The sequence below is a fragment of the Dictyobacter sp. Z7_2 genome (genome assembly GCF_057551105.1).
The window spans coordinates 1,039,192-1,058,275 of record NZ_BAAJPE010000002.1; the positions used below are offsets into that span (position 1 = coordinate 1,039,192).

18 protein-coding genes and 2 tRNA genes are annotated in these 19,084 nt (G+C 47.7%); 11 read left to right on the forward strand and 9 right to left on the reverse strand.

Annotated elements, in window-relative coordinates; all coding sequences use genetic code 11:
* The first annotated feature begins 179 nt into the window (after positions 1-179).
* Complete coding sequence (locus tag AC27N8_RS17845; RefSeq protein WP_487068743.1) at positions 180-314, forward strand: hypothetical protein; 135 nt, start codon at positions 180-182, stop codon at positions 312-314.
* 167 nt (positions 315-481) lie between these two features.
* On the forward strand, positions 482-985 hold the full coding sequence (locus AC27N8_RS17850) for a hypothetical protein (RefSeq protein WP_487068744.1): 504 nt from the start codon (positions 482-484) through the stop codon (positions 983-985).
* A gap of 141 nt (positions 986-1,126) precedes the next feature.
* Here AC27N8_RS17850 and AC27N8_RS17855 read toward each other — a convergent pair whose 3' ends face one another.
* The 5 genes from AC27N8_RS17855 to AC27N8_RS17875 form a co-directional block, all read right to left on the reverse strand.
* A complete protein-coding gene (locus AC27N8_RS17855) occupies positions 1,127-1,408 on the reverse strand; it encodes a hypothetical protein (protein WP_487068745.1) in 282 nt (93 codons plus the stop codon).
* A 663-nt stretch (positions 1,409-2,071) separates the two neighbouring features.
* Positions 2,072-3,298: a glycosyltransferase gene (locus AC27N8_RS17860; protein ID WP_487068746.1), complete on the reverse strand. Its 1,227-nt coding sequence runs from the start codon at positions 3,296-3,298 to the stop codon at positions 2,072-2,074.
* A 199-nt stretch (positions 3,299-3,497) separates the two neighbouring features.
* Positions 3,498-4,331 (reverse strand): hypothetical protein, encoded by an 834-nt coding sequence (locus AC27N8_RS17865; protein ID WP_487068747.1) that lies wholly within the window; start codon positions 4,329-4,331, stop codon positions 3,498-3,500.
* 107 nt (positions 4,332-4,438) lie between these two features.
* Entirely contained in the window at positions 4,439-5,242 is an 804-nt protein-coding gene (locus tag AC27N8_RS17870; RefSeq protein WP_487068748.1) for a histidine phosphatase family protein, read from the reverse strand.
* A gap of 366 nt (positions 5,243-5,608) precedes the next feature.
* Positions 5,609-6,640: a DUF929 family protein gene (locus AC27N8_RS17875; protein ID WP_487068749.1), complete on the reverse strand. Its 1,032-nt coding sequence runs from the start codon at positions 6,638-6,640 to the stop codon at positions 5,609-5,611.
* 425 nt (positions 6,641-7,065) lie between these two features.
* Between AC27N8_RS17875 and AC27N8_RS17880 the strand changes: the two genes are divergently transcribed.
* The 3 genes from AC27N8_RS17880 (at position 7,066) to AC27N8_RS17890 (ending at position 9,006) form a co-directional block, all read left to right on the forward strand.
* On the forward strand, positions 7,066-7,482 hold the full coding sequence (locus AC27N8_RS17880) for a VOC family protein (protein ID WP_487068750.1): 417 nt from the start codon (positions 7,066-7,068) through the stop codon (positions 7,480-7,482).
* 135 nt (positions 7,483-7,617) lie between these two features.
* Positions 7,618-7,691 (forward strand) — tRNA-Glu (locus AC27N8_RS17885).
* Between the two features lie 82 nt (positions 7,692-7,773).
* Positions 7,774-9,006, forward strand: a complete 1,233-nt coding sequence (locus AC27N8_RS17890) for a molybdopterin molybdotransferase MoeA (protein WP_487068751.1) — start codon at positions 7,774-7,776, stop codon at positions 9,004-9,006.
* Between the two features lie 42 nt (positions 9,007-9,048).
* On the opposite strand, the gene AC27N8_RS17895 is transcribed toward AC27N8_RS17890, so the two are convergent.
* From AC27N8_RS17895 to serS, 4 genes are all read right to left on the reverse strand, one after another.
* Entirely contained in the window at positions 9,049-10,125 is a 1,077-nt protein-coding gene (locus tag AC27N8_RS17895) for a sigma-54 interaction domain-containing protein (RefSeq protein WP_487068752.1), read from the reverse strand.
* A gap of 59 nt (positions 10,126-10,184) precedes the next feature.
* A complete protein-coding gene (locus AC27N8_RS17900; RefSeq protein WP_487068753.1) occupies positions 10,185-11,732 on the reverse strand; it encodes a DUF4388 domain-containing protein in 1,548 nt (515 codons plus the stop codon).
* 276 nt (positions 11,733-12,008) lie between these two features.
* Positions 12,009-12,091: transfer RNA gene (locus AC27N8_RS17905), tRNA-Ser, on the reverse strand.
* Positions 12,092-12,206: 115 nt separating this feature from the next.
* A complete protein-coding gene (serS, locus tag AC27N8_RS17910) occupies positions 12,207-13,487 on the reverse strand; it encodes a serine--tRNA ligase (RefSeq protein ID WP_487068754.1) in 1,281 nt (426 codons plus the stop codon).
* A 185-nt stretch (positions 13,488-13,672) separates the two neighbouring features.
* Between serS and AC27N8_RS17915 the strand changes: the two genes are divergently transcribed.
* From AC27N8_RS17915 to AC27N8_RS17940, 6 genes are all read left to right on the forward strand, one after another.
* Complete coding sequence (locus tag AC27N8_RS17915; RefSeq protein WP_487068755.1) at positions 13,673-14,497, forward strand: sugar phosphate isomerase/epimerase family protein; 825 nt, start codon at positions 13,673-13,675, stop codon at positions 14,495-14,497.
* A gap of 430 nt (positions 14,498-14,927) precedes the next feature.
* The gene (locus AC27N8_RS17920) at positions 14,928-16,562 is read left to right on the forward strand and encodes an ABC-F family ATP-binding cassette domain-containing protein (RefSeq protein WP_487068756.1); all 1,635 of its coding nucleotides are present in this window, start codon (positions 14,928-14,930) and stop codon (positions 16,560-16,562) included.
* Between the two features lie 163 nt (positions 16,563-16,725).
* A complete protein-coding gene (locus tag AC27N8_RS17925) occupies positions 16,726-17,199 on the forward strand; it encodes a ribonuclease FAU-1 family protein (RefSeq protein WP_487068757.1) in 474 nt (157 codons plus the stop codon).
* Positions 17,200-17,237: 38 nt separating this feature from the next.
* A complete protein-coding gene (locus AC27N8_RS17930) occupies positions 17,238-17,672 on the forward strand; it encodes a HEAT repeat domain-containing protein (protein ID WP_487068758.1) in 435 nt (144 codons plus the stop codon).
* 92 nt (positions 17,673-17,764) lie between these two features.
* Positions 17,765-18,109: a GlsB/YeaQ/YmgE family stress response membrane protein gene (locus AC27N8_RS17935; RefSeq protein ID WP_487068759.1), complete on the forward strand. Its 345-nt coding sequence runs from the start codon at positions 17,765-17,767 to the stop codon at positions 18,107-18,109.
* 337 nt (positions 18,110-18,446) lie between these two features.
* Positions 18,447-18,911 carry an HAD family hydrolase gene (locus AC27N8_RS17940; RefSeq protein ID WP_487068760.1) on the forward strand — a complete coding sequence of 155 codons (465 nt, stop codon included), beginning with the start codon at positions 18,447-18,449 and terminating at the stop codon, positions 18,909-18,911.
* Positions 18,912-19,084 lie beyond the last annotated feature (173 nt).

Genomic DNA, 19,084 nt, shown 5'->3' on the forward strand with positions numbered 1-19,084 from the left:
GGGAGCTAGCCTTCTGAACTCTTATCCTATAATCTGGGTGATAAGTACTGTGTTACCTCTTGGTAGCCAACTGTAAGGGTAACACAGCCTGGAAACCTTGTCAAATAACGAAAATCAGACTCCACAAGACATCTTTTCCCTCTGTTTTACACGCAATCAGCGATACGCTGGAGCCATAGATGGTATTAAATTACAGGCATATGGATCGGCATCAATGCCATCCCCTCCAGGGCATCGGGCGGCAACGCACGCAGAATTGGAAAGCTCTGGCGATTGGAGCAACCACTCGACTGTACCGGCGCTTTCGTGTATAATAGTCACAATGTGCTAGTCAACGCGAGGTGTTGCAGGTGCTAGAACGATTGAAACGGTACGAGAGCGCATCTGAACGATGAGGCAAGCGTTACCCATATCAATAACTACAACAGCTCGATAAGCCATCCTTCAAAAAGGTTATCGGGCAAGGGAGTAAGAAGCTACTATGCCAAAGAAATCAGCAGCTGCGCGAAGCGGAGCGCAGCCCCAAAGAGCACGCGGACAAAAAAGTTTCGAACTGGTTCTTCCAGAGGCTGCGACAGATGAGAGCGTAACTACACGTGATGAACAGGTCGAAGCTTCTTCTGAAGAAGAGTTTGATGATGCCCCCGTCAGCACAACAGTTCCCAAAGCAGCAAAAAACTCGTCAGATAAGGTGAAAACCTCTTCTGCCGTGGCTACTGCGACACGTGAAGCAGAGGTAGAGAATACCCAGGCAACTACCGCAACATCCACAAGCTCTGCCACGAAAGCAAATGGAGCACCTAAAAGTGCTTCTGCCCGTATCGCGGCACGACGACAAGCGACGCTGAAAGCACAACAGCGTGCGGGAGCAGCCCTCATCACCCCCGAGCACTTCAGCTATGTTCGTCGCGACTTAATCACAATTGCGATCCTTGCTTGTATCATGTTTATCGCAATCATTGTTCTCTACTATGTCCTCCTCTAAAAAAAGCGTGATCCGGCAACCACGCATTGAAGAGAAAAAAGACCAATAAAGAAGAGGCTCAAATTGGGAGCCTCTTCTTTATTGGTCTTTTTCAGTTATCTCAAACAGAAGAGAGAAGTAACGCTCTCATACAAGTTAGCATTAATGGGCAAGAGGGCCAGTACCTAAGCCAGAAGGGACTCCATGACGATACACCTCTGGAATAGTTACACCCAGGACACGCTGCATAGCCATTGTGTGGCAACAATCTCCCCAGTCATGGAAGAAGCGGCATGTGCACTGCCACTCGCCGTCAGCATATCTGGTTGTGTGAACGTCATTTTCACCCTGGAACTTGGCTTCGAAACTTGTGAACTGAATGCGCTCGGGCTCTTCTGCGTAACGTTTCGCTTTTGCAATTTTGTTAATCATACTTGAGTTCATGATCGCACTCTCCTTCAATTCTAGCAACCACTCCGTAGCCACATGTATGTGCCTTAACTCCGGGGGGGAGCATAAATTATGTTTTACCGCACCAACTAATCGAAAGAAACGCCATTGTCCTCCTTCCATAGTTTTAAAATAAGCATTTCTTGTCACACTAAGCGTAACAAAGGTTGAATCGCATATCTTGACAGTAAAAATGATCAATGAGCTTACCGAACCAAGTATATCAGAAGCAAAGGTCTCTGTAATGAAAAAAGCACCAGGGATTCATTCTTCCCTAGTGCGAATTTAAGGCTTTGCCACCAAAATGCTATCTGTATCAGCCTCAGCTAAAACTGTGAACAGGCAATCTCTACGGGTCATCAATTGTATTGAGACTATACGCATAAGCATGCCACCCTTGCTTGAATACATACTATATCCAGCCACAACTACCCATACGCCCGCCATTGCTATACACAACTCGTAGCCTATAGGCTCAACGTCCAAATTGTGAATGTCTCTTGCTCATGGACATGATTATACCATACAGAGAGGTGAAAGTCTAGCCTTCTCCTCTCCATCAGGAATAGCCCTCACATTGCATATCAGCAGATAAGATGAGATCATCTTACCTGACATACACCGATAAGCAAGAGCACAGAGAAGGGGATAATTCAGTTAGAGCGCCATCGGACACTGTTCTAAACTGACCAACTCATCATAGATAGCAAAGACCTGCTGAGCCACATTCTGCCATGAAAATTCCATCACGGACGCCCGAGCAGCGTCTCCCATTTTTATACGCAAAGCTGGATCTCGTAACAACACATCCAGGCGTTCAGCAAAAAAGCCCGGACAACGAGGGACCAGAAAACCAGTCTCGCCATCCTGCACCACCGTCATTAAGCCACCTGCACGCGTAGCCACCACTGGTGTTCCACAGGCGAGCGACTCGACGGCCGCGATGCCAAACGTCTCATGATAAGAGGGCATAACTGTCACATCGGCTGCATTATAAAACAGAGGCATACTCTCGCGCGACTGAGATCCTACAAAGTGGACCCGCTTTTCTATCTGTAAGGTAGACGCCAGTTTTTGAAGAGCTTGGAGATCCGTATCCGTATTAGAGAGATCACCGCCAACAATGACCACCTGCGCATCCTCTTGCATCATAGCCGCAGCATGCAATAATTGATCTGGCCCCTTAAAGGGATCTAAACGACCGACAAAGAGGAGCAGAGGGCTATCTACAGGCAAGCCTAACCGTTGGCGAGCCATACTCTGAGTACAAGGCTCAAACAGCGTGAGATCAACTCCGCAGGGGACGATATCGACCTGACGTGACGTTGCGCCGCAATAACGCACGATGTGAGAGCGCTCATCAGCAGTTGAAGCAATAATCCGATCTGCCTGGTGGATTAAGCGTTGCTCCATCTCAAGACGTAAAGGAGGTTCAGATGCGTTGGGATTAGCCAGTTGTTTCAAACGTCCCAGAGTATGAAACATTGTAACGTGAGCCACTCCCCAGAAGCAGGCCAGCCTCATAGCGGCAACACCAGAGAGCCAGTAATGGCTATGCACGATATCATATCTGATACCCTCGCTGCGCCGAAATTCCTCAATGTGACGTGCAAAGGTTGGAGTGTATTGATAAAGGTCATCCTTATGGATAGGAGCAAGAGGACCTGCTGTGATGTGGATCACTCTTACGTTTGGATGTATGTGCACGATCTGAGGGAGGTTTTCTTGAGTACGGCGTGTAAAAATATCGATTTTTACGTTTTGAGTGGCAAGCTCCCGCGTTAACTCGCGAATATAAACATTCATGCCGCCAGCATCTTTCGTCTTTCCCGGATTATCCAGGGGAGACGTATGAATGCTAAGCATGGCAATAACATACGACATGTCAGATAGACTCCTCTTTCATCGATTGTATAGTAGCAACTATCGGTTGCAGATACGCGGCCAACGCCCTTCGCTAGCATGTTGCAGACGTGTGAACATGAGCATTCCTCCTTTCTGTCTTCCTTACCTAAAACAGCAGGCAATATGATTTCTATTCCAAAGCGCTCTTAACAACTACAGATACAGACTATCCCATCCACTACGCTTCTTTTCGATGCAATTCCCCGATAGCATCAAATACACCTTGCATATCTGCTCCCCCCTGCGCGAGTTCGCTGATACAAGCGATCCGCTTGGCCAGAGCTACCTGGAATTCCTGGATCGGCATCCCAATCCAACCAGCTAAATCAGTAAGAATTGTTTGATCAGCATGTTCAAAGGTATCATCAAATGAGTTCCAGAGTGAGAGCGGAATCGGAATGATTGCATCAGGTCGATCGAGGTCAGCGTATGGCTGTAAAAAATGAGTAGAAAACCAGCGCCGACGAGCTGGATATGTTTGTCCCATCAGACCAATATTAATCACAAGCCCCAGGCGGCGTGTATCTTCTGGCTTTAAGCGCAAATCATGTTGGAACATATACAAAACATCGTCAATAGTGTCAGCATGTGCACTGGTAGCAATGTGATACCCCTGACCGGGCAACATCAAATATCGGCGTGCAATTCGTCCCCACATATAAATCGGCAAATGGTCGCTCACCTCATTACATAGAGCACAGGTATTCTTCGGATCAATATCTGGCACGCGTGTAAACGAAAAATCTTCATACATACCAGACATATAAGCCAGAGCTGTCCCCTCAGGAAGGAACTGCAAGAGGGCGTTCAATGTAGTCGTTTTCCCGACTCCCGGTTGTGGATCAGTGGGACCGGCTACGATCAAAGAGGAGCCGCGCTCAAGCAACAACCAGATCAGGCCAGCGGTTTCTGCATCAACACTCCGCAAAGCAACGATCTGAGCCACGGAGAGTTGACGACGTGACTCGTAATGCCAGTAATAACGCTCATAAGGGTCACGGGGATCAAACATGCTGAGTATTCCTTCCAAAGGCGATCACATAACGCAATGGCAACGCGTTATATTTAATACGATATACCATGTATTAGCCAATGACACGACATCCTTTTATGCTGCAACTAGGACTTCTGGTCGGCAATCTCTTGAACAGGATTGGGAGACGTCGGCTTCTCGGGAGTAGGCAGAGGAACTTTTAGCCAACCTGGTTTTGGACTCCAGCCAATCGAAAGCACATGAGGCGGTTGATCTTTCTCAATCTCGACCAGACTAACAGAAGCATTCTCAATAAAGAAGACGCCGGCTTTTTCAGAATTCAATTGAGCAAAATGAGCAAGTAGAAGCTTTACCACATCGGCATGAGCCACAAAGACGGGATAGGCTCCGAGATCCTCTTTAGCCAGCCAGCGTTCGATGGCAGCAACGACACGTTTCTGAACTTGAGGAAATGTCTCAATGCCTTCGGGCGCAACCGTAGGATCTTTTACATACGCCTTCCAATTTGGATCGTTCTTGACCAGATCTTCGATAATCTGACCAGCCCATGGACCAACATCGGTATCCATCAGGTCTGGGTCTTGAGCGATCGTGATATTCCGATCCTGTACCAGATATTCAGCCGTATGATACGCTCGCTCTAAAGGACTACTGATAATGGCACTGATGGGTAATTCTCGTAACGCTTCCGCCAGACGTGCTGCCTGCTGGCGTCCCGTCTCATTTAAAGCAACCCCAGGAAGTTGTCCTGGTAGACGATGTTCCACATTCCATACTGTCTGCCCATGTCTCACAATGAGCAAGGTTTGTTTCATACGCTCCCGTGTACTTTCTTTATCGGATAGACGCAACCAGAGCCGCATACGCCAGCAGGAAAATCTCCATACCACGCCCAGGAGGAAGGAGACCACACGTAAGGTGTCACGCATCAATCTTGCCACTCTTGCAGGATATTATCACAGCTCACACACACACATTTTGCTTGCTCCGACTGGTGGATTATCCATCAAATAATCCACAAAACTCTCCAGCGCGTCACTTATTGTCTCTCATTGTATCAGCGATACTATTCAAGGTGCAACTGACGTTCCTTGCGATACAGGACCATTCGATTATCGTCAGTAACCGCGATCAATATGGAGCATAGTTTGCCCGGAAGAGCTTTGTCACAAAATTTTTTGTCATATCCATACATAAAAAGTGAGCCATGATCCTCTCGACCCTGGCTCACTTTTTATGTATGGATATGCTCTTCTGCTATCTATCACACGGCGCCTCGCTTGCGCCGGGAGGATTTACGCGCCTCGCTTGCGCACAGCAGCCGTCTGAGGAACATCTATATTCGCCAGGCCCGCGCCGGCTTGGGAGATTGATGCCGTTGGCTGAGGTAGTTTCCCTCGAATGGTGGGAATCGGATCAGCGCTACATACATTGGCAGGCTGATTATTCGTCAGGGCACAAATCTCGGCCGTCAAATAGTTAGCGGAACCAAGCACCGCACGCGAGATATCAGTCGTTGGATCATTGATAGCATCGACAATATCACTATGTGCTTTCCCTATAATCACAGTCGGAGGGTAGTAAGAGCCCGCTGAAACATATTGATTCCCCACACTGAGAAATGGAAAACTTCCAGCACTATCCGAAGTTGTATAGGGAGGAGCATCATATGTGCTCACAATCTTTGTTTGATCAGCGGTTAAAGTTTGTAGCGTTTTTGGCGTCGGTTGACTATTATCCTCGACTTCTGCTGGTACAAAATCAATATATTGACTTTGATACGTAGACTTATAAAATGAAAAAGTCGAGATACTATCTTCGCCCGATATCAGAGCGGTGGGCGCTGTAGGAAAAGATCCAAACCGATTTAACGCAATGATGAGTGACCAGCGTTGGGCTGCACAAAATGGGCAATATTCCCCCCCCATGTAAAAGACTTCTGGTTTGCCAGTTGGCCCTTTTAAAATAGGAGCGTTTTTTACTGCTTTAAGTACTGTGCCCAAGTTGGAACCGCTACCATCGAGTCCCCCTGTACCAACCTGAGAAAGCAGTTCAGGCTTGACACTTGTCAGTGATTTATAGACACTGGGTGAGACCGCCAGCGGCGTCGTCTGCTCACGATTGCCAAACCAGATAAATGCCCCGATAACGGCGATCACCACGACCACAATACCGCCAACAAATAGCCAGGAGGTCAAAGAACTCCTTTGCTTCGATCGTCTTCCCTTGGCTTGATTGCGTGCACTTTGACCATTTTTTCCTGACTGCCCACGCCGTTCTCGCTCACGCTGTCTTACGGCCGCAGCAGATTGTTTATTTTCTGACATTATTATCCACCTTTTTTATGATTTGTTATGAGATACAAATCTTCAGATATTGTAGCATAGCAAAGAAACACGATGCATTGTGATACATTATGGCTAATGGCTACTACTACCTATAGACGGACAGTACATACTCATTGTTGCCGACAAACATCTAATAACCATCCCTTCTTTCTCTGTACAAGATCCTACCATTGATGAAGACGTGTTCAACTCATCCCATGTGGTACACTAAGAAAATCAGAGCTAGCAGAACATCACATCTGCTCAGACTTGCCGACGAGCAGACAACACCTGAATATTTTTGCTTCGATGCGTGCATGATGCATGCCCTCATAAAGATTTATGGCTCTGACAGTACAATGTTGTCACATATTCACAGACACCATCATCAATGCTTGGTACTGCGATGATCTCAGGAGAAAGATATGCAATCCAAATACGCAAAAGAAGGGCGCAAGCTTCCTCGTCTACAACACGTCTCCCTCTCTATTCCTGATGGCTCACAAGAGCAAATCCGCGCTTTTTATGGCGGTCTGCTTGGCTTCCAGGAGAAGCAAGTACCCGCCATTTTAGCGCCTCGTGGTCTCGTCTGGTTTGCAGCCGGAGAGGGTGAAATGGAGCTCCACTTTGTCCCTGATACCTATCTACAGCGCCCTGAAGAGGCCCGCCATTTCTGCCTTGAGGTCGATGATGTGGATGCTTATCGCAGCAAATTGCAGCAAGCAGGTTATGAGTTGATTGAGGCAGATGAAATACCACATCGTCCACGCTTCTTCTTAGTAGATCCAGCAGGCAATCATCTCGAATTGACAACCATCCTGGCTGACTATAGTGAGCAATAAAAAGATACACGCTATGTAGCGTTTAGCACTGCATAATCGGCTCGGGGAGAGCGAAAAAGCAAAAATGGATGCTTGACAAAGGCTTCGTCGTACGATACAATACTCTAGGTTGAAGCGAAAGCAACAACAGTATGTGCCTCGTTCGTCTAGCGGCCTAGGACGCCGCCCTTTCAAGGCGGAGATCACGGGTTCGAATCCCGTACGAGGTAGTTTTATTTAAGAGAAGCCTGGCATCACATGAATATTTTAAGTGAGCCAGGCTTCTCTGTTTTATGTCAGGGGAGGTTATCTATGATCAGCGTTGAAGAAGCCCTCGAACAGATCCTATCCCAAATTACAGCACTACCGGCAATCAAAGTTCCCCTCTCAGAGGCTCAAGGATTAATCCTGGCCGAAGAGATCAGCGCCCAGGAAGATATACCACCATTCGACAATTCAGCAATGGATGGCTTTGCCCTGTTAAGCCAGGACAGCGTCTCTGGTACCAATCAACCACCGCGCCTACGCGTGACCGGAGGCGTGGCCGCTGGCTATGTGGCAGATCACCGCGTTGAAGCCGGAACGGCGATGCGCATAATGACAGGTGCTCCAGTGCCTCCGGGAGCCGACGCCATCATTCAGGTAGAATTGACACGCAATGATGGGCCAGAAAGCTCCTGGGTAGAAATCCTCCAGGGGGTTCAACCCGGCAATAATATTCGTCCAGCCGGAGAAGATATGCGGCGAGGACAGAAGATTTTAGAGTCAGGCATAGAGCTTGGTCCGTGGGAGATTGGCGTCCTGGCAACCCTTGGCTGGTCCGAGGTCACAGTGATACCTCGGGCTCGCGTCGCTATTCTGGGAACCGGCGACGAAATTGTCGATATTGATCAACCGCTCCAGCCCGGCAAGATACGCAACAGTAACAGTTATCTCTTAGAAGCTGCGGTCCGACGCGCTGGTGCTGAACCATATCGCCTGGGCGTTGCTCGCGATACGGTCGAAAGCTTGCGCGAAAAATTTGCGGAGGCGATGACCTTTGATCTCATTATTACCTCTGGAGGCGTCTCAGTAGGCGATTTCGATCTGGTCAAGAACATCATGGCGGAACAGGGAGAGATCAATTTCTGGCGTATCAACATGAAACCAGGAAAACCAGTGGCTTTTGGTCACATTGGAGATATCCCTTTGATTGGACTGCCTGGCAATCCAGTCTCCAGCGCCGTGACCTTTGAGATCTTTACACGCCCGCTGATTCGAAAACTACAGGGGCATCAGCTGCTATTTAAACCTCAAATCGAGATCACTCTCCAAGAGGATATACACGATAAAGCGATGAGGCGTCACTATATGCGTGCATATGTCGAATGGCAAGATGGAGGCTTTGTGGCTCACGTCACAGGAAAACAGGATTCGCATATCATGACCTCTCTTTTACATACAAACGCATTTGTGATTATCCCTGAAGGGGGCAGCAGCCCACATGCAGGTGATACGCTGAAAGCCATGATGCTTGAGTGGCCCGAGGTAGCGACAACCAACTGAGCAAGGAGGTCCTCTGTAGCGCCGGCACGAGAAGAGACCGTATCAATCATGCGTTTCTGACTGTGCCTGCGCCGATTGACGACGATTTTTCTCTGCCAGGCGATAACGTAACTTGTCACGTGAAATGCCTAACAGCGCAGCAGCATGCACCTGATTATACCCACAACGTTTCAAAGCTTCTTGAATAAAAGCGTATTCAATGCCGCTCAAAAATGCCGGCAAATCGATCCCTGTGGCGGGTAGTGAAAGTTTCTGAAGGAGATCAGGAACCTGAGCCCCCGTATGCATCTGAGGAGGAGAGACAACACTCAACAAATCTTCGGCCTGAATGACATGATCGTGACAGAGAATCCCCCCCAACTCTATCGCATGTTGCAATTCTCGAATATTGCCAGGCCAGGCATAATGCAACAAAAGATCTGATGCGGCAGCACTAATACTCAAAGGGACCCCGTGTTGCTTGCTTTCACGCTGCAAAAAATGCTCAATCAGCAGAGGAATGTCTTCGGGATGCTCATGTAAAGGAGGCATAAAAAATGTCACAACCTTGAGGCGATAAAACAAATCGTCGCGAAATTTCTTTTGTATAACTGCCGTCTGCAAGTCTACGTTGGTAGCTGCAATGACACGCAGCTGCACATGAACCTCTTTCACCCCGCCCACGCGCCGAAAACTCCACGTCTCGAGAAAGCGCAATAATTTAGTTTGTAAGGCAAGAGGCATTGAACCAATTTCATCCAGGAAGAGCGTACCACGATGGGCACGGGCCAGCAGGCCATCACGAGCAACCTTGGCATCAGTATAAGCGCCCGCTTCCACACCAAATAGTTCGGTCTCCATCAGCGCTTCCGGAATTGCTGCGCAATTGATGGGAATAAATAGACCAGGCGACGAGGAATGACGGCCCGCTTCATGAATCGCACGTGCCACGACATCTTTCCCGGTGCCGCTATCCCCCTGGATCAAGATGCGGGCCTTCGGATATGACGCCACCTGACGAACTGAAGTAATAATCTTCTGGATGACCGGACTCTTCCCAACAATCATACCTGAAATCGCATCATCAGACTCAGCCAGTTCTACAGATCGAGCAGGTATGCTCTTTTCTGGTTGTAACACCACAACCTCCTCCACATATCCTACGCAATCAGAGCACTACATCGTCAGATTGGCACAAACTAGTAATCATTGCCCAGTGGAATATTGTATATGCCGCTCGGAGAGGCTAGTGGTCCGCTGGATTGCAATGGTTGCATCGGCTGCGGGCTAGCAATCCAACCGCGTCCGGGCACAAATTTTGCCCCATTCCCACCATTCCCCCATTGAGACTCCGTCACCACGCCATTGACCTCTACTTGTCCAACGAACGCAGATGGATTCATCTCGGGCTGCTGCATAGCAGGCAATGAGGCGGACCAGGGTGAGACTGAAGCAGAAGCATATCCTGGTGCGACGTAGCCATTGCTTAAACCGGTAGCCACCAGTTCACCCGAAACAGGTGCCAGATCAGGTTGCATATTATCAGTGGGCATCGTAATAGAGATCAATTCTTCAGCGATCAGCTCACCAACCACCGGACAAACAATATCGGGAGTAGTCCCCAGGTCCTGGCAAATAGAGAGCAAGGAGGTTCTACCGTCAACATGCGTTAAGACGCACCATTGATCAGGCGTAATCTGCACTTGTGGATTTTGAGCACGGTAGGCGGATAGATCTTTTGGCAACAATACCATATCAGGCGACATAAAGGATGTGTCAATACGACGCGGAGGCACAGGATTAGTTACCGGGACGGGTTGAAAAACACCGTTGTTTGTATCAGATTCTCCAAACAAAGAGGCAAAACCAGAATCGGTCTGCCTGGGACCATCATCAGAGAACATTGCTCCAACATCAGCAAATGAAGGGGTGTCCATCTGCGAGTCAAAAGCAGACTCTTCAGAGATCGCAGGAGTGGCAGCAGGCGAAAATGACTCTGGCGCTGGAAAAGATGTGGCAAACGAGGATGCAGCAAACGCGGAATCATCGAGAAATTGCGAAGCACTCATCAGTGTAGGAACACGTGCGACATCAGGTGAGGGAGTGCTTGGCGTCCGCGGCGTGGACTGCGGCGGAGGCGTCTGAGCCAACGATATCGGTACTGCTGGCGTCGCTGGCGTCATCGGTGAGTAGATAGATGGCGCTGGCGGATTGATTGGCGAGTAAGACGATGGCAGGGGAACGGTTTTAGGCTTGGCTACTTCTGGGGTGGGAGCAATAACAGGTTTGGCATCTTCAATTAACGACGAAATAGACATCGAGACCAATAAGCGATCATTTGGCGGCAGAGTCCCCTCGTCAAAATAAATATCGCCTGAATCCCAAAGCAAGAGAACCTTCAGCGCCTTCGTGGTATTCCTGATAGTCCAGGCCCGTAACGCCTCGCGACTCGCATAACGCGATTCTATCAACTTGCGAGCTGTCTGAGATTCATTTGCCTGAGGACCTAATACAAGTAACGTTTCTTGCAGAGCGCCTTGTGGGATAACTCCATCCTGAACTAAACGCTCACCGAGTGTTGCCTGAGTACGCAAGGGTCCAATACAAAGCAGGTGGCCGTCACTGATATAGAATTCAACCCATTGGGAACTCTTTTGAATTATAAGGAGACCAGTCTTTGCATGACGCTCAAGACGCTGCAACACTTCTGCTAATTTAAACTGCTCTAATGTACCTATCAGTGACACAGTACTTCACCGTCCGTCCAGAAAATGGCTTCCATGTAGCATATGTTCCTTTCACCGTTGCACTAGTAGAATCCATACACTTATTTTCACGAAAGTCAACGACTACTTTTTCATCATTCATATACTATCTTGTGTATGCATAGAGTCGGAAGCAAATTGGCACAACTTCCAACACTAACTATCGCTGCCAGTTAAAATGATTATAGTTCCTCGGCACAGGTGAGGCAGAAGCAGATAAGACAAATCTAGAGCAGACGTACATTATCTGCTCTAGTACGGAAGGAGAGGGATTCGAACCCCCGGAGCTCTCACTCAGCTGTTTTCAAGACAGCCGCAATAGACCACTCTGCCATCCTTCCGCAGATAATATACCATACTTGTGCCAACTTGTGAAGGGTTTTATACCAATTTCACAAATATTCGTAAATCTGGTTTTCGTCCCTTCGTGCTAGTCTTTTTTTCCCTTTATTTCTACTACGCAGACGCTAAAAGAATGGATGTGCCTACGTAAGGGCGCAATACTTTTGGTACTATAACCGACCCATCCGCCTGCTGATAATTTTCCAGAATAGCCGCCATCGTCCGACCTACAGCTAATCCAGAAGCATTCAGCGTATGAACGTGTCTCGCTCGTTTTGTACGACCGCTGCGATAGCGAATATTTGCCCGGCGCGCCTGGAATCCTTCGCAATTACTTACCGAGGAGATCTCTATATAATCCTTCATCGCCGGCATCCAGACCTCAATATCGAGAGTTTTAGCAGACGCAAAGGGCAAATGGGCGCTATTTAAAGTCACAACACGATAAGCTAACTCGAGCAGTTGCAGGATCTCCTCTGCATGTTGCAACATATGAGCTAATTCAATATAGGAATTCTGAGGCTCGGTATATTGAAAAAGTTCAACTTTGTTAAATTGATGCAAACGCAATAATCCTCGCGTCTGATGTGAGGCTGAACCAGCTTCGCGACGAAACGCAGTTGTCCAGGCGACATAGCGCAGAGGTAAAATATCACGCGACAAGATCGCATCACTATGCATGCCAATGAGTGGAACCTCCGCCGTAGGATTCAGATAAAGTTCATCTTCGCCACAACCATAGACTTGATCAGCGAATTTGGGCAACTGACCGGCACCTATCATCACTGAGCGCTTCACTAATTGTGGGGGTAAGATCTCTGTATAGCCATGCTCGCCAGTATGCACATCCAGCATAAAAGAGATCAAAGCGCGCTCCAGACGCGCTCCCATTCCCTTGAGCAAGACAAAACGACTACCAGCAATCCGAACACCCATCTCGGCATCCAGAATACCAAGATGCGTACCTAGATCCCAATGGGCCTGCGGCTCGAAAGGTAAGTGAGCGGACTCTCCCCAATGGAGAACTATCTCATCTGGAGAGGCTGTCGTATCCACCACTGGAACACTCGTATGTGGGATGTTCGGCAAAAGAAGCAACAAAAACTGAAGACGTGTCTCGAGATCTGTTATCTGCAACTCCAGCTCGCGAATTTCGTCGTGCTGAGCTTTAATTTGCTCATTTGCAACACGACGCTGAGTTAGCGGGACGGAACGTATTGCCTCTTTCTGGCTTTTTAACGCGGCATATACGTTATCTCGCCGGGCTAAAACTTCGCGACGCTGTTCAGATAATAGTAGTATCTCATCGATCTCGCTATCACGCGCTTCACAACGCTTTTGTAGCGCATCACGAACAATATCATGATGCTGGCAAATAAAATCTAAACCCAACATATCCTTCTCAGTATAGCATAGGAATAGATAGTTAACCGGTTTCTGGTACTCAATGGTAGCTACTTACTCGTCAGTTACATAAGCCCTTGTTTGCTTTCCTCAACTCCTGGCGCATACAATAGTAGGATTATAAATAGTAGAGTTATCAGCAACCAAAAAGATTGCGTGAGGAGATAGCATTCGGCATGAGCCAACCAATACAATTACTTTGCTCAACAGGTGTCTTCAGTCGCCACCCCGATCTCACAGGGCACCAAGCCATCATTAAATACGGACCACTTTTAGAGGTTGATGGCCTGGAGATTATGTTTTATCCTACCTGGTACGGACAAATCGAGCAGATCGCCGCTGAACTACTGCGCACCGAGCTACGCTTCCCGGCGATGCATACGGAAAAAAACATTGGGACAGCACTTGGTCAGCCCGATCCTGCAGCGCGGCAACAAGGAGTCGACCTTCTGGAAGAGAATTGCAAGATGGCAAAGCTATTAGGAAGCAAACTACTTGTTCTGCATTTCTGGAATTGGCCCGAATTAGACGATAATCTAGATAATAATCTTTCAATGCAGCAAGCCTGTTACGATCTGGCACAACACTATGGAGTAGAACTAGCACTTGAGAGTATTCCTGGTCGACATTTTGATCCCTTAACCAACCTCCAACGCACCTTGAAGCATGAACCACGCACTCATTTCGCTCTAGATACAGAATTCCTGGCCAACTATAACCAGCTGGATAGCGTCTTTCAGACCCCCTGGCTCTGGGATCAACAGAGGACCCATCATATACATATAAAAGATTCTATTGGTCAACCTTTTGTGGATGGGCAACGCCGCTATCTTCATCCAGGCGAAGGGAATGTCGACTTCGAGCGTTTTTTTGCACAATTAAAACAGATGGGTTTCACCGGTAACGTCAGCCTCGAATCGCCAGCCATTACCCTGAATGAGGGGATAGATGTAGAACAACTCCATACCAGTCTCAACTTCATTCGTCAACACATAAAATAAGCTTAATAAAATATCCTCATAAACAATTTTACCCTTGACTTTTATGCGCCGAGTCAGTAATATTAAGTTTATGCAGAATGAAACTATATGCCACGATCGGCAAGACAAATTTGCCCAGTTCCTGGCTTACCACTATCCTTATAAAGTCATCTCACATGTGTGCGCCGCATAAGCCTGATACATTTGCTTATGCGGCGGAAAGCAGTGCTGATGTTGTGGATTAACGTACGTGCTTCAGCTTCCATGCAAGACGTAGGTTAGTTTTTATCTGTGCTCCTTCTCCAGCCATATTCATACCTTATTCCCATCATCCCATTTCTTCCCAATGCAGCAGATGTGCAGGCCCTCTCCCCTCGACCGCTGTCCATGATTATCTCTCTATGTCTAGCTCTGCGGCCAGACATGCTGCACATTCCAAAAGGAAGAAACAATGTTATTAGTTCAATTCTCAAAAGTCAGCAAAGATTATGCAGGCAATGCAGTCTTTGAACAAATCGATCTAGAAATCCTCACCGGCGAGCGCATCGGCCTGGTAGGCGAAAACGGCTGTGGGAAGTCAACCCTTCTGAAGCTGATGGCCGATCTGGATACACCAACCGACGGCACCATTTCACGCAAGCGCCATATGACTATAGGACATCTAACTCAGGAGATCGATCCGCAGCAACATACAAAAACGGTCTTCGAAGTTGTCGAGGAGGTATCAGAGGAGTTTGCCACCCAACTGCGTGTGCTTCATCATTTGGAAGAGCAGATGGGAGACCCACGCATCACAAGCAATTCAGATGCTTTGGATGCCGTGCTGGATGCCTATGGTAAGGCTCAGGAGCGCTTTGATACTCTGGGTGGCTATATGGTTGAGCACAAAGCCAAAGCTGTCCTGACCGGATTAGGCTTCCCTCCCACGGCATATGACCAAAAGGTCGGATCGCTGAGTGGTGGCGAGAAAAAACTCGTGAATCTGGCGCGCATACTCGTCCAAACCCCAGATCTTCTCCTGCTGGACGAGCCAGATAATCATCTCGATATGGAAGCGAAAATCTGGCTTGAGCAATATATTCAGGATTATCCTGGCACAGTCGTGCTCATCTCGCATGATCGTCATCTGCTTGATCAAACCGTGAAGAAAATATATCAACTAGAGGATGGTGCTATCGATATCTACTTTGGTAACTATAGTGCTTATGTCAAAGAGCGCCAGTTGCGACTTCAACAGCGTTATGAGCATTATCTGCTCCAGCAGGATGAGATCAAACGCCTCGAAGCAAGTCTGGTGCAGTTGCGCGAATGGGCCAAGTTTAATGATAAATTCGCTGGGCGGATGCACAATATGGAGAAACGTATCGCACGGATTAAAGAAGATCTCGCACAGAAGCCTGTCCTGGCGCGAAACAAAATGAAGGTTCAGCTGGACCCAGAACGCAGTGGTAAAAAAGTGCTTGAGGCCAAAAGCATCAGTATCACCATCGATGGACGCGTCCTCTGCCAACCTTTTGACCTGACGGTGATGCATGGAGAGCGCATCGGTATCGTAGGAGACAATGGAAGTGGCAAAACCACGCTCCTCAAGACCTTATTAGGTCTACGTCCAAACGATAGTGGGCAGATCAAAATCGGGCCAAGTGTAATCACTGGTTATTATTCACAGGAACAGGAAACGTTACCTGCTCGCAATTCACCTTTGGAATTTGTTACGCGGCTGAAAAATATGAGTGAAGCACAAGCGATCGCTTTACTTCATCGTTTATTGTTTTCTTATCGCGATATGCATACAACCATTCAGAATTTAAGTGGTGGCGAGAAAAGTCGGCTTCAGATCGCACGCTTGATGCTTACCGACGCCAACTTCCTCTTACTCGACGAGCCAACCAATAATCTGGATATTCCATCGGTTGAAGTCCTGGAAGCTGCACTCCAACAATTTGAAGGGACAATTATGATGGTCTCACACGATCGATACTTTCTAGATCAGGTGGCAACTAAGATTATCTCCATCGAAGCGGATAAAGCCATACATGTTTTCCCTGGCAATTTCTCTTATTACCGAGAGAAACAGCCTGTGTAAAGTGCCAAATCAACATGGATATGGTTGATGCCTATCGCCATATCCATAATCAGAAGCTTTAATTAACTCTACCATTTACCCATTGAAGATTGGGGGGATTTACGTTACACTATATACTGTTTGCATAAACAGTCGGATATCACTTCATTCATTGCAAGGAACCATGATTACTATTATCAAACTTGATCCTCTAGGAGCTGAAAAAACTCGCTATACTGGTGAGGTTCTTTCTCGCTCTCAGCATGAGGTCGTCGTCCAGGCCATCTGGACGATGAAAGAGCGCAATCTCGGCTATACGCGTTTCGTGCCGGGAGATCGCTTCATCGAGTTTTACTATACAAATCGCTGGTTTAATATCTTTGATGTGGCTCAGAAAGATGGTTCACGTAAAGGCTGGTACTGCAATATCACGGAACCTGCGCGTGTCATGGATACCAGAATCGAACAGATCGACCTCTTTCTGGATGTCTGGGTCGATCCAAAGGGAAAAACTCTCATTCTGGATGAAGATGAGTTTGCTGCCACGACTACACTCAGTGCCCTGCAACGTTTGCAAGCGCAGCAGGGATTACAGAACTTGCTTGACATAATAGACAAGCGACAGGAAGTTTTTTCTAGTTTAGCTGAATATTCGTAACATAATGAGCTTTCTACTGCTCAGGAAGGATTCTCTTGATGGAAAAATGGGACGCCAGGCCGCTCCAATCAGTACATCCACCAGAAGAAGATGGTTGGAACGTTTTCAAGCTTGAGTCTCGTAAAAATCTTCATAGTAAGATCCACGAGTTCATCGACCTCACCACAAATAGTTCTCTTTCCACAAGCGAAATACACTATCGCTTACAACAGTGCCAGCAACAATATGGTCCATCATTCGCCATCTTGCTGGTTCATTACCTCAAGTGCACTGATCTAGCCGAGCGCGAAGCAATTGTCTGGCTTCTGACTCAACTACAAGATCAGAGCACCATCCCCTTACTACAAAAGTTGTCACAACAAAAACATCTACCACGCTCAGTACGTCTCTCAGCGGCACTGGCACTCGCAGGAATAGGTCACACTCCAGAGATGCTCAAAACGGCTCGACCATTGCTTTATGCCATAAGTTAAGACAAGTACTTCGTTATGAAGCGAAGCAGCTTGATCATACGTACTAAGAAAAGACTGAGCTATTAAACATCTACCGACAGGGAGGTTATTATATGCAATTTTCTCTTCAAGGCTTTATCGTCTGGCTTATTATTGCTTTAATTGGCGCTTTTATTGGCGAATTAATCGCTCGTCGGAGAGCACGTGATGGTATTATTGGTGCCACAGTCATTGGCTTTATTGGCATGGTTATTATTGTAGGTCTGCTCGGCATCCATTTCGCTAACGACCAATATCTTTACGGGGCACCGATATTCACATCGCTACTGGTAGCCGCAATTTGTGTCGCACTTTGGAGCGGATTAGCGTATCGTCGGGTCTATCGTCCTGGCTATGAACGTTACCGTCGCCGTGGAAGCTATGTACGTCGCCCTCGCCGCCGCCGCCGCTACTACTAAGATACTTTAGCTATAATCATCGATTTTTATCATTGGTAGCGATGATACTTTTGCAGCAACCACTCTCTTAAGAAGCGTGATGGAGTTCTCCTGGCGCTTCTTTTGCATGTCTTGAGCAGCACGATGCTTCAACATAAATAATGACAACGAAACTTGAGTGCCAGAGCCTTGCAGAAGGTTCATCGGTGCGTTATGCTTTCAATAAGCATCATGATTATGACACTGGTGCGACCTGTTATCTGCGCTGTAAAGATTGTAAGGTTACTGAAGCCTATCTGTACAGTACAGAGAGAAGACTCAATGCGTGTGATCACGTATTGAAAGGCAGATAAAGCAAGTGGCTATCAAGATTGACATTCCTCAAAGAGGGGTTATTGAGCTGCGCCATGCAGTCTTCGACGTAAATGGTACCCTCGCTGTCGATGGTACTGCAATCGCAGGTACCGCCGAGCGACTCAAAACTTTATCCGAACATCTCTCTATCCACCTCATCAGTTCTAGCACCCATGGAAACCTGGCAACGCTCGAACAAGCCTTCAACTTTCCCATTCACGAAATCCAACGTGGTGATGAAAAAATGCGCTACGTACAAAATCTGGGACCAGCAAACGTCATCGCCTTTGGTAATGGCGTCAATGATGCCAGTATGTTACGCCTATCAGCCATCGGAGTAGTGGTGATTACCTCTGAAGGAACAGCCGTCAAAACTATGCAAGGAGCCGATATTATAGCTTACAGTCCCATCAATGCCATTGATCTCCTGCTCAAACCCAATCGTCTGATTGCCACATTGCGTGGTTAGAAACGCCAGAGCACAACTGGCGAACAGGCATGCATAAAACGATACTAAGGATGCAGAGAAAAACAAATCACTGGAAGAGAAAGCAATAGCGACACAGCGCGAAGCGGAGGATGCCAGGAGACAACAAACATAAGCCATCAAGCTTATGTGTTCGGGGGGCGCGGGTCAGGTCT